Here is an 11,352-nt window from a genome sequence, read left to right on the forward strand (position 1 = left end):
AACAGATCAAGGCCGCGCTTGGATCGGGCCTCCTTTCCTTCCCGGTCACGCACTTCGACAAAGACGGTCGCTTTGCGCCGGAGAGCTACAAGGCACATGTCGAGTGGCTGGCCGGCTACAAGGCGCCGGTGCTGTTTGCGGCCGGCGGAACTGGCGAGTTCTTCTCGCTGAAGCCCGATGAAATCCCCGGCATCGTCGCCGCCGCCAAGGAGGTTGCCGGCGATACGGCGATCGTATCCGGCTGCGGCTACGGCACCGAGGTTGCGGTCGATATTGCCCGCTCGGTCGAGCGGGTGGGTGCGGACGGTATTCTGCTTCTGCCGCACTACCTGATCGATGCGCCGCAGGAAGGGCTCTACGCCCATGTGAAGACGATCTGCCAGTCGGTCGGCATCGGTGTCATGGTCTATAACCGTGACAACTCCGTGCTGCAGCCCGACACGCTGGCGCGGCTCTGTGACGAATGCCCGAACCTGATCGGCTTCAAGGATGGCACCGGTGATATCGGCCTCGTGCGCCAGGTCACCGCCAAGATGGGCGACCGGCTGATGTATCTCGGCGGCATGCCGACCGCCGAGCTTTTTGCCGAGGCCTATCTCGGTGCTGGCTTCACCACCTATTCGTCCGCCGTCTTCAACTTCGTTCCGGGTCTTGCCAACGAGTTCTACGCGGCGCTGCGCAGCGGCGACCGCGCCACCTGCGAGCGCATCCTCAACGATTTCTTCTATCCGTTCATGGCCATCCGCAACCGCGCCAAGGGCTATGCCGTTTCGGCGGTCAAGGCGGGCGTGCGCCTGCAGGGGTTCAATGCGGGTCCGGTGCGCAGCCCGCTCAAGGACCTGACGGGGGCCGAAGTCGAGCTGCTCGACGCCCTCATCGGCAGTCACAAGCGCAAAGCGTGACGGGCAGGGAGGAGTGGCATGAAGATCACCGCCGTCCGCACCCATCTCCTCGAGCACCGGCTGGCGGTGCCGTTCGAAAGCGCGTCGATGCGCTTTGATCGGCGCGCGCATGTGCTAGTCGAGATCGAATGCGATGACGGGACCGTCGGCTGGGGCGAATGCCTTGGGCCGGCGAGACCCAATGCGGCCGTGGTCGCCGCCTATTCCCCCTGGCTGATCGGCCAGGACCCGCGCCAGACCGAAAAACTCTGGGCGATCCTCTATAATGCGCTGCGTGATCAGGGGCAGCGCGGTCTGGCGATCACGGCGCTGTCCGGCATCGACATCGCGCTCTGGGATATCAAGGGCAAACATCACGGTGCCTCGGTCTCCATGCTGCTCGGTGGCCGCTGGCGCGAGAGCGTGCGCGCCTATGCGACCGGCAGCTTCAAGCGCGACGGGGTCGACCGCGTCTCCGACAATGCCATGGAGATGGCGGAACGCCGGGCGCAGGGGTTTCACGCCTGCAAGATCAAGATCGGCTTTAGCATCGACGAAGACCTGCGCGTCATCCGCGCCGTGCGCGAGGCGATCGGCGATGAAATGCGGCTGATGATCGACGCCAACCACGGCTACACCGTCACCGAGGCGATCCGCCTCGGCAAGGCGGCGGCGGACTACGATATCGACTGGTTCGAGGAGCCAGTGGTGCCGGAACAGCTTTCGGCCTATTGCGAGGTGAGAGCCGGGCAGCCCATCCCGGTCGCCGGCGGCGAGACCTGGCATACACGCTACGGCATGTGGCCAGCGATCGAGAGCCGCGCCGTCGATATCCTGCAGCCGGATCTCTGCGGCTGCGGTGGGTTCTCCGAGATGGCGAAGATTGCAAGTCTTGCTACGTTGCACGGCGTGCGCATCGTGCCGCATGTCTGGGGTACCGGCGTGCATCTTGCCGCGGCGCTACAGTTCATGGCGGCGATGACGCCAGATCCGGTGCGGGTAAACCCGATCGAGCCGATCATGGAGTTCGACCGGACGGAGAATCCCTTCCGCCAGGCGGTGCTGAAGACGCCGATCGAGGCCGTGAATGGTGTCGTTGCCATCCCGGACGCGCCCGGTCTCGGCATAGAGATCGATCGCGGTGCGCTCTCGGAATTCAAAGTATCTCAAGGGTGAGAACAGCGCGGGAGGCCAACGCGCCAACCACGCGCTCCCCCAGCAGGCGGGACGTGCGTTGATCTCAACGGTGCCGACCGCGTCTCCTACTGGTTGGCCGCAAGTCCGTCCGCGAGCGCAAGTGCTTGCTCGGGTTCGTCAAGCTGCATCAAGCCACCATCTCGACTCTGGCGCACCTTGTTCAGGTGATCGCGCGGACTGAGGCCCAAGGTCCGCTTGAACATGCGGGAGAAGTAATAGGGATCGGAATAGCCGACTTCGGTTGCGGCAGCCGCCACGGAAAGACCAGCCTCAAGGAAATGCATGGCGCGCTCCATGCGTTTCAGTTCCTGGTACTTTCGCGGCGTGCGGGTCACTCGCTTCTGGAATTCGCGCAGGAAGTAGTCGCGATTATAGGGCGATGCATCGACCGCTCGTGTCGCAATCTCCGGATCGAGCGGGTTGGCGGAGATCATCGTGGCAGCTTTCATGACAGCAAGGTCGATCGCATCGGCGCCCTCGGGCTGATAAGTGGCGTGGTCCCGCCATCCGATGAATGCGTCCTCGATAAAAGCAATGAGCAGCACCATGAAGAGATGATGCTGACCGAGCGTGACGGAGGAGGGAGGCACACTCTGGCGATAGTGCCGGACCAGCGGTTCGAGAAGCGCCCAGCGCGTGAGGCGCAATTTCGGTTGTAGGTCCATCTGCGCGATAAGGTTATGGCGCCCGTAGATATCGAGCGTAAAGTGCTGCGCAACGCCGAGGTAGGTCTCCCGCCCCTCATTCCATCCGACGAAACGCTGGCCACGCAAAATCAGCATCGCGTCACCCGGCTCCATGATCCGAGGTTCGCCGTCTATCAGGTAATGCCCGCGCCCTTCGAGGCAGATCACAAGGTCATCGACCTCATTGGACTTGTCGATCCGCCAGGTGTGCGAGTGCTCCATGCGGATAGCGGCTCGCGTCAGATTGAGGCTCAGCGCCGTCGGTGGAATCGCAGAGAGAATGCCACCTTCAATTTCGTCCATCTTTTTCCTCGCCTTTGTGAATTCATTCTGCAGGAGAGATGGGTGATTGTCACCGCATAAGCCGCTTGTGCGCACCGTATCGTCTGGGAGGAGGGATCGGTTCGTGGCGAAAAAGGGAGAGTCCTGCTTTCGTCCGTGCCGATCCGGGAGCGTAATTTGTACGAAACTGTATCTATAAAGGCAGCATTTCGGTGCCCTCCGGGAGGAGCGGCATGAAAGGACACCGCCTTCTCGGGCTCGGTTATCTGGCGCCCTACGTCATCGGCCTTCTGATTTTCACGGCCATCCCGTTCATCAGCTCGTTCTACCTGAGCTTCACCAGCTACGACCTGATGAGCGAGCCGCGCTGGACGGGGCTCGCCAACTACGAGCGGCTGTTTACCCGTGACCGCACCTTCATCAAGTCGTTGAACGTCACGCTGCTCTACGTGTTCCTGACCGTGCCGTTGAAGCTCGCCTTTGCACTCTTCATCGCCGCGATCCTGAATTACCGGTTGAAATTTATCGGCCTCTTCCGAACGGCGTTCTACGTGCCATCGATCCTTGGAGGGTCGATCGCCATCGCCGTCCTGTGGCGCTACGTATTTGCTTCGGAGGGACTTGCGAACATGATGCTGGCCACGCTGGGGCTTGCCCCGGTCGACTGGTTCGGCGATCCGACCAATGCGCTTTTCACCATCACGCTTCTGCGCTGCTGGCAGTTTGGTTCGGCGATGGTGATCTTCCTGGCAGCACTGCAATCGATCGACAAGTCGCTCTACGAGGCAGCGGCGATCGATGGCGCGGGCAAGGTGCGGACCTTTTTCTGGATCACCCTGCCGCTGCTGACTCCCGTGATTTTTTTCAACCTCATCATGCAGATGGTGCAGGCGTTCCAGGAGTTCAACGGCCCCTACATCATCACTCAGGGCGGTCCTCTGAAGGCCACATACCTGCTGCCGCTCTACATCTATGACGAGGCGTTCAAGAAGTTCAACATGGGTTATGCCTCGTCCATAGCCTGGGTGCTCTTTGCCATCATTACCGTGCTGACCCTCGTCGCCTTCTGGTCTTCGAAGAAGTGGGTCTTCTACGCCGGCGACAAGAGGAACTGAGCCATGGTCGATCTTCAAACGTTCAACGGCCACCAGGCCGTACGCAGGGCAAGGCTTCGCCTGCTGTCGGCGACAGTTCGCTACGTGCTGCTCTTTTCAGTCGGTTTCGTCATGCTTTATCCGCTGATCTGGCTGGTCGGCGCGAGTTTCAAGACCAACTCGGAGATTTTCGCCGGCGCTGGCTTCCTGCCAGACAACCTGACCGCCGACGGCTACATCAAAGGCTGGCAGACTTCGACGCCCTATACCTTCGGCCGGTTCTTCTGGAATTCGTTCCTGATCATCCTGCCGAAGGTGATCGGTACGGCGATCTCCTGCACCATGGCGGCCTACGCTTTCGCGCGGTTCGATTTCCCGTTCAGGAAGATCCTCTTCGCTTCGGTGATCGCGATCCTGCTCTTGCCGAATGTCGTGACGCGCATCCCGCAATACATCCTGTTCCGCGATCTCGGCTGGCTCGACAGTTTCCTGCCGCTATGGGTGCCCTCAGCCTTTGCCGGCGATGCCTTCTTCGTCTTCATGCTGGTGCAGTTCCTGCGCTCTTTGCCGGCAGACATGGAAGAGGCGGCGCGCGTCGATGGCGCAAACAGTCTCCAGACGCTCGTCTACATCGTCGTTCCGATGCTGGCGCCGGCGCTGATCTCCGTCTGCCTGTTCCAGTTCATGTGGACGATGAACGATTTCCTCGGGCCGCTGATCTATCTGTCCTCGGTCGACAAATATCCCGTGAGCCTCGCGCTCAAACTCTCCATCGACACCACAGAAGCCTTCGAATGGAACCGCATTCTCGCAATGTCGGTGCTGACGATCACACCGGCTTTGGTCGTGTTCTTCGCTGCGCAACGGTATTTCATTGAAGGGATCTCCTCCGGGGGAGTCAAAGGCTGACCATGGCAAAGGTTCAACTGAAAAACCTCGAAAAGATCTATGGCGGCGCGTTCAAGGCCGTCCACGGCATCAATCTCGACATCGAGGATGGCGAGTTCATGGTCTTCGTCGGCCCCTCCGGCTGCGCCAAGTCGACCACCTTGCGCATGGTCGCGGGGCTCGAGGAGATCTCGGGCGGCGAGATCGTGATCGGCGACCAGCGCGTCAACGATCTGCCGCCCGGCAAGCGCTCGATCGCCATGGTGTTCCAGAACTACGCGCTCTATCCGCACATGAAGGTGCGCGGCAACCTCGCATTCGGGCTGAAGATTGCCGGCAAGCCGAAGGCAGAGATCGACGCAGCTATCAAGCACGTCGCCAGGATCCTCGAGATTGAGCCGCTGCTCGACCGGTTGCCGAAGCAGCTCTCCGGCGGTCAGGCGCAGCGCGTGGCGCTCGGGCGCGCGCTCATCAAGAAGCCGGGCGTCTTCCTTTTCGATGAACCGCTCTCCAATCTCGATGCCAAGCTGCGGGCCTCGATGCGGGTGCGCATCACCGATCTGCACAGACAGCTGAAGGCCGAAGGCCTGTCTTCGACGGTGATCTACGTGACCCACGACCAGACGGAAGCCATGACCATGGGAGACCGGATCTGCGTCATGCAGGCTGGCCGAATCATGCAGGTGGCGACACCCAAGGAGCTCTACAATCGACCGGCAAACCTGTTTGTCGCCGGTTTCATCGGAAGCCCCGAGATGAACCTTGTCGATGCGACGCTTCAAGGTGGCGAACTCCAGATCGGAGGCCAGCGGCTGGCGCTTGGCGCCCATCTCGAGCGCAGGCTTTCGGCGAGACCTGCTGAGGCCGTGCTCGGCATGCGCCCGCAACATCTTTCGCTCGTCGCCGATGGGCCGGGTCTGTCTGCAAGGCTCAGCAATGCAGAGTTCATGGGGCACGAAGTCTACCTGCATGCCGACCTTGATGGCCGCAAGCTGGTGAGCGTCGTGGGCGCCGCCGAGTTCGAGGCACTTGGCCAATCGGACGTGATCCGCCTGCGCCCGGATCCTGATCACCTGCATGTTTTCGACAAGACCGATGGCCGCAACGTCTCGCTGTGAGGAGGCAGCGTTCGGCCCCATTCCAAGGAGGAGAAATTCGATGAGAACGAAAAGAATGATCGCAGCACTGGCCACTGTCGCCTATGGCGCTCTGGCCTTTGGCACGACGGCGCACGCCGCCGAACTGCGTATGGCCTGGTGGGGCGGCGAGAGCCGCCACGTCGCCACCCAGAAGGCGATCGCCGCCTGTGGCGAAAAATACGGCCACACGGTCAAAGGCGAGTTCACCGGCTTTGACGGTTACCTTGAAAAGCTGACGACCCAGATGGCCGGCAAGACCGAAGCCGATATCATTCAGGTCAACTGGCCGTGGTTGCCGTTGTTCTCGAAGAATGGCGACGGTTTTGCCAATCTGCGCAAGCTCAAAGCGATCGATCTTTCCAACTGGAGTGAGGCGGATCTGTCGGCCGGTTCGATGAACGGCGTGCTGCAGGGGCTTTCGGTTTCGACGACGGGCCGCGTCTTCTTTTTCAACGCCACGACCTTCGAAAAGGCAGGCGTCGCCATTCCGAAAAGCTGGGACGAATTCTTTGCGGCAACGGCGACCATCAAGGAGAAGCTCGGCAAGGACTACTACACCTTCAATGCCGTCAAGGAGACGGCGCAACTCCTGACGACCCTGGCTGTCGTCCAGAAGACCGGGAAGGATCTGGTCGATCCCGCGACCAATCGCGTTGCCTGGACACCGGAGGAGCTTACGGAGGGCATATCGTTCCTGGGTAAGCTGGTCGAGACCGGGGCGATCAGGTCGCAGAAGGAAGAAGCAGCCGATGGCAACGTCAATCTGTTCGAAAAGCCCGCCTGGGCCGACGGCAAGATTGCCGGCTCCTACGAATGGGATTCGACCTATTCGAAATATTCAGACCCGTTGAAGGACGGTCAGGTCTTGAAGCCCGTGGCAATGCTGAAGCTTCCGAATGCGGTGACGGAAGGCGTCTATCGCAAGCCCTCCATGGTCTTCTCGATCTCAAAGAACTCCAAAGACCCCGATGCGGCAGCGCAGATCGTCAATTGCCTGCTGAACGAACCGGAGGGCATCGATGCTCTAGGCACCTCGCGCGGCTTGCCGGCGTCGAAGGCCGCCGCTGCCCGCCTCGGTGACAAGGGCGAGCCGGAAGTGCGCGCAGCAAACGCTATCGTCGTTGCCGCAAGCGGTCCGGCCGTCTCGCCTTTCAACGAGCATCCGGAGGTGCGCGCAGCCTTCATCGATACGCTGGAGGAGTACGCCTATGGCCAGCTGAAGGCGGATGAGGCAGCCGCACAGATCATCGATACGGTGAACGACGTGCTTGCCGAGTTCGATTGATCGTCAGATGTCCCGCCACGGTTTCCGCGGCGGGTCCACTCTACCGGAAAAGCCAAGAGAACGAGACCATGATCCGACCGTCCATCATCGCGCTGTCAGCGCGAACGGCAGCGCTTTGCCTGCCTAAAGCCGGAGCGCTCTATCGCGTGCCTGAGCCCGCTTCCTGGCGGCTTTCGGCGTTGACTGGCGACGGCGACGTGCGCGAAGGCGCGGCGACGACGGTCGTGAGCGTTTTTCACGATCTGCAGCCCGGTGGTCGCTACCGGCTCGAGGTCGAAGGGTTCCAATCGCTCGAGTTCGAAACGGCAGCCTGCGCCGGTCTGATCGATCCAACCGCATTCGGGCTTGTGCAGGGTGTGCGTCACAACGACCTTGAGGGTGCCCGCGCCAATGCCGCCGCACTGGCGGATGCCGTCGTCGCCGTGCCGGACGGCGGCACGCTGCGCCTGCCCGAGGGAGACTGGACGGCCTTTCCTGTCCGGCTCAAGGGCGGCATGACCCTCAACCTTTCCAAGGGAGCGATCCTTAGGGCACCTTCAGGTCGCACGGGTTGGCCCATCCTCGACGCACGCGACGCGGAAGGCAAAATGCTCGGAAGTTGGGAGGGACTACCCTCCGCCTGTTTTTCCGCTCCAATACATGCCATCGGCGCTGAAAGCCTGGTGATCGAGGGCGAGGGCACGCTCGACGGATCCGGAGACCTGGGTGATTGGTGGAGCTGGCCGAAGGAAACCCGTAACGGCGCTCGCCGCCCGCGCGGCCTCCACCTCGTTTCCTGCACGGACGTGAAATTGCTTGGCTTTACGATCCGCAACGCGCCGTCCTGGACAGTCCATCCGCAAGGTTGCAGCCGGCTGGTCGCTGCAGGCCTTACCGTGGCTGCCCCGCCCGACAGCCCGAATACCGATGGATTCAATCCCGAAAGCTGCCGCGACGTCACGATCACCGGCGTGCGATTTTCCGTGGGGGACGACTGTATCGCAGTCAAGGCGGGAAAGCGCGGGCCAAATGGAGAAGACGACCACCTTGCCGAAACTCGCGGCATCCGTGTCACCCATTGCCTGATGGAGCGCGGCCACGGCGGCCTCGTTATTGGCTCGGAAATGTCCGGCGGCGTGCACGATGTCGCCGTCGAGGACTGCGAGATGATCGGCACCGATCGCGGCTTGCGTCTGAAGACAAGGCGCGGTCGCGGCGGCTCGATCACGAACATTGCCATGCGGCGAGTTCTCATGGATGGCGTCGAGACGGCGCTATCGGCCAACGCCCATTATCATTGCGACGCGGACGGCCACGATGAGTGGGTGCAATCGCGCCGGCCGGCTGCTACCGGCCCGGGAACCCCAATCATCGATGGTGTCACCGTTGAGGACGTCGAAATCCGCAAGCTCGCGCACGTGGCAGGGGCATTTCTCGGGCTGCCGGAAGCACCGATCCGCAACACCAGAGTTCGCCGGTTGAAGATCGCGTCCTATCGCGGCGACGCGACCGCTACGCCTCCGATCATGGCTGACCGGGTGCGACCGATGCGGCACGAGACGATCGTCGCCGAGTGCGCCGATGTCGACTGCGATGAACCTGCGCTCTTGAGCAAAGCCTCGATTTCCGTTTCCTTTGAATGAGATATCCGATGGACCCGACCACCTATTTCGACCAGTTCGCGCGACGCTACACTCCCTATAAGGGGGGAAGCTGGTGCTATGAGGACGGCTGCATTTACCGCGGTCTTCGCCTTCTTTTCGAGGCGACCGGCGAGGAGCGCTGGAGCGAGCACCAGCGCCGGCTTATCGACCGCCAGGTCGCTCCCGACGGCACACTGCTCGGCTACGATCCTGCGGAGTACAATATCGACAACATCCTTGCAGGCCGCGTCCTATTCCCGCTCGCCGTAGAAACAGGGGATCCCCGCTACAAGAAAGCGGCAGATCATCTCGCAGGCCAACTCGAAACCCATCCGCGCATTCCCTCCGGCAACTATTGGCACAAGCAGCGCTACGCTAACCAGGTCTGGCTCGATGGTCTCTATATGGGTCTCCCGTTTCAGATCGAATACGCACTTGCGACCGACAATCCGGCTCTGATTGCCGATGCGCTTCAGCAGTTCGCGACAGCACTTGCGCTCACCGCGACCGCCAAGGGCCTCTACGTGCACGGCTATGATGACAGCCGGAAGCAAAGTTGGGCGGACCCAATTACAGGCAGGTCGCCGGCGGTCTGGGCCCGGGCCGTCGGCTGGCTGGCAATGGCACTGGTTGATGCGCTGGCGCTTCTGCCCAACGACAGGGCGACCGCAGCGCTACGTTCGAGGACCAACCTGCTGCTTGACGAGTTGATGGCACGCCAGACGCCGTCCGGCCTCTGGACGCAAGTCCTCGATGAACCCGATCTGGCAGGCAATTATGAGGAAAGCTCTGCCTCTGCCATGTTTGCCTACGCATTGCTGCGCTCCGCCCGATTGGGTCTTTCTCAGGCTGATCGAGCCATCTTGGCCGGCCAGCGCGCCCTCAATGCACTGGTTTCGAGGCGCCTTGTCGTTGATAGTGAGGGTGTCACTCGACTGACAACAATCGTCGGTGTCGCTGGCCTCGGCGGCTTCGAAGGCAACTATCGCGACGGCTCGCCCGGCTACTACCTCTCGGAGCAAGTGGTGGCCGATGACGCCAAGGGCGTCGGACCTCTGATGATGGCCTTTGCCGAGAGTGCGAGGCGTTGTGGTTAAGCCGCACCCGAGGCGGCGAACTGCCTAAGTCATCGGTTGCTCCGCCGGGGCCGTGCAGACGGCAATGTTCTTATTTTATCCTACCAGATGGTGTAACGGGCGGAACCCGGCCCGGCAGGTTTGAAGGGCCGGTGGTCGTCCCTCACAATGATGGTGTCGCGGATTCAGGAATGGCCTGCTCCATAGCATCACGGAGAAACGACCATGAAGCAGTATGCGGGCATCGACGTATCCTTGGAATACTCGAGCGTGTGCGTGGTGGATGCGGATGGCCGGATCATCCGGGAAGCGAAGATCCTCAGCGAACCCGATGCGCTGATCGCCTGGTTCGGCGCGCACGGCGTGGCGATGGAGCGCATTCGTCTGGAGGCCGGCCCCCTGTCGCAGTGGCTGCATGCCGGGATGGTGAAAGCAGGTCTTTCCGTCGAGCTGATCGAGACACGCCACGTGCGTGCCGCCTTCAAGACGATGCCGGTCAAGACCGACAAGAAGGACGCCCGGGGTATTGCGCAGTTGATGCGGCTTGGCTGGTTCAGGCCGGTCCATTGCAAATCTCTTGCCGCCCAGGAGGTGCGTGCGCTGCTGACTGCCCGCAAGCTCATTCAGGGTAAGCTTCACGACATCGAGATGAGCATCCGGGGCATCCTGCGCGGCTTCGGCCTCAAGGTCGGGCCGACGACACGGCGCACTTTCGCGGGACGTATCCGCGTGCTGATTGCAGGTCATTCGACCTTGGAAGCGATCGCTATGGCACTGCTGAAGGTGCGCGACGCGCTTGTGCATGAATTTGCGGGGTTTGAGCGCAAGCTGCATGCCATCGCCCGCCAGGATGACAACGCACAGCGGCTGATGACGACGCCAGGCGTTGGCGTCCTGGTGGCGCTGACGTTTGTGGCGGCCGTCGATGCGCCGGAGCGATTCCGCTCCTCCCGCGCGGTCGGGCCGCACTTCGGATTGGCGCCGAAGAAATATCAATCGGGCGAGACCGATCATAGCGGTCGCATCTCGAAGATCGGCGACATGGGGGTGTGCGCACCGCGCTCTTCGAGGCGGCCAACGTCATCCTGACGCGACCGGTCAAAGGCTCCGATCTGAGGGGCTGGGCACTGGCGGTCGCAAGACGTGCCGGCCCCAGAAAGGCGCGCGTGGCGCTGGCCCGCAAGCTAGCGGTGGTGTTGCAT

At 61.8% G+C, this 11,352-nt stretch carries 9 protein-coding genes and 1 pseudogene; 9 read left to right on the top strand and 1 reads right to left on the bottom strand.

The features are described 5' to 3' along the window. Together kdgD and ACTJKM_RS35625 are read left to right on the top strand one after the other, a co-directional pair. Positions 1-902 (top strand): 5-dehydro-4-deoxyglucarate dehydratase (gene kdgD / locus ACTJKM_RS35620; protein WP_440661593.1); only part of this gene is annotated, 902 nt, incomplete at its 5' end. An 18-nt stretch (positions 903-920) separates the two neighbouring features. After that, on the top strand, positions 921-2,057 hold the full coding sequence (locus tag ACTJKM_RS35625; RefSeq protein WP_440661869.1) for a mandelate racemase/muconate lactonizing enzyme family protein: 1,137 nt from the start codon (positions 921-923) through the stop codon (positions 2,055-2,057). A gap of 86 nt (positions 2,058-2,143) precedes the next feature. On the opposite strand, the gene ACTJKM_RS35630 is transcribed toward ACTJKM_RS35625, so the two are convergent. Further along, on the bottom strand, positions 2,144-3,067 hold the full coding sequence (locus ACTJKM_RS35630) for a helix-turn-helix domain-containing protein (protein WP_057248454.1): 924 nt from the start codon (positions 3,065-3,067) through the stop codon (positions 2,144-2,146). Between the two features lie 212 nt (positions 3,068-3,279). Between ACTJKM_RS35630 and ACTJKM_RS35635 the strand changes: the two genes are divergently transcribed. From ACTJKM_RS35635 to ACTJKM_RS35665, 7 genes and pseudogenes are all read left to right on the top strand, one after another. Beyond that, on the top strand, positions 3,280-4,161 hold the full coding sequence (locus ACTJKM_RS35635; protein ID WP_057248453.1) for a carbohydrate ABC transporter permease: 882 nt from the start codon (positions 3,280-3,282) through the stop codon (positions 4,159-4,161). Between the two features lie 3 nt (positions 4,162-4,164). Beyond that, positions 4,165-5,049, top strand: coding sequence for a carbohydrate ABC transporter permease (locus ACTJKM_RS35640; protein ID WP_440661870.1), 885 nt, complete (start codon positions 4,165-4,167; stop codon positions 5,047-5,049). 2 nt (positions 5,050-5,051) lie between these two features. Next, the gene (locus ACTJKM_RS35645; RefSeq protein ID WP_057248451.1) at positions 5,052-6,146 is read left to right on the top strand and encodes an ABC transporter ATP-binding protein; all 1,095 of its coding nucleotides are present in this window, start codon (positions 5,052-5,054) and stop codon (positions 6,144-6,146) included. Positions 6,147-6,186: 40 nt separating this feature from the next. Continuing rightward, positions 6,187-7,452 (top strand): ABC transporter substrate-binding protein, encoded by a 1,266-nt coding sequence (locus ACTJKM_RS35650; protein WP_057248450.1) that lies wholly within the window; start codon positions 6,187-6,189, stop codon positions 7,450-7,452. Positions 7,453-7,520: 68 nt separating this feature from the next. Beyond that, complete coding sequence (gene pglA / locus ACTJKM_RS35655; RefSeq protein ID WP_058325756.1) at positions 7,521-9,074, top strand: polygalacturonase PglA; 1,554 nt, start codon at positions 7,521-7,523, stop codon at positions 9,072-9,074. Positions 9,075-9,082: 8 nt separating this feature from the next. After that, positions 9,083-10,171, top strand: coding sequence for a glycoside hydrolase family 88/105 protein (locus ACTJKM_RS35660; RefSeq protein ID WP_058325757.1), 1,089 nt, complete (start codon positions 9,083-9,085; stop codon positions 10,169-10,171). Positions 10,172-10,375: 204 nt separating this feature from the next. Then, positions 10,376-11,352: pseudogene (locus ACTJKM_RS35665) on the top strand (IS110 family transposase); the annotation flags it as partial.

The sequence above is a fragment of the Ensifer sp. 22460 genome, from assembly GCF_052044935.1.
In the GTDB taxonomy this organism is placed as follows: Bacteria; Pseudomonadota; Alphaproteobacteria; order Rhizobiales; family Rhizobiaceae; genus Ensifer.

Coding starts and splice junctions, on each gene's coding strand:
- ACTJKM_RS35640 (WP_440661870.1), top strand. CDS start 4,165: ATGGTCGATCTTCAAACGTTCAACGGCCACCAGGCCGTACGCAGGGCA.
- ACTJKM_RS35635 (WP_057248453.1), top strand. CDS start 3,280: ATGAAAGGACACCGCCTTCTCGGGCTCGGTTATCTGGCGCCCTACGTC.
- ACTJKM_RS35650 (WP_057248450.1), top strand. CDS start 6,187: ATGAGAACGAAAAGAATGATCGCAGCACTGGCCACTGTCGCCTATGGC.
- ACTJKM_RS35625 (WP_440661869.1), top strand. CDS start 921: ATGAAGATCACCGCCGTCCGCACCCATCTCCTCGAGCACCGGCTGGCG.
- ACTJKM_RS35645 (WP_057248451.1), top strand. CDS start 5,052: ATGGCAAAGGTTCAACTGAAAAACCTCGAAAAGATCTATGGCGGCGCG.
- ACTJKM_RS35630 (WP_057248454.1), bottom strand. CDS start 3,067: ATGGACGAAATTGAAGGTGGCATTCTCTCTGCGATTCCACCGACGGCG.
- pglA (WP_058325756.1), top strand. CDS start 7,521: ATGATCCGACCGTCCATCATCGCGCTGTCAGCGCGAACGGCAGCGCTT.
- ACTJKM_RS35660 (WP_058325757.1), top strand. CDS start 9,083: ATGGACCCGACCACCTATTTCGACCAGTTCGCGCGACGCTACACTCCC.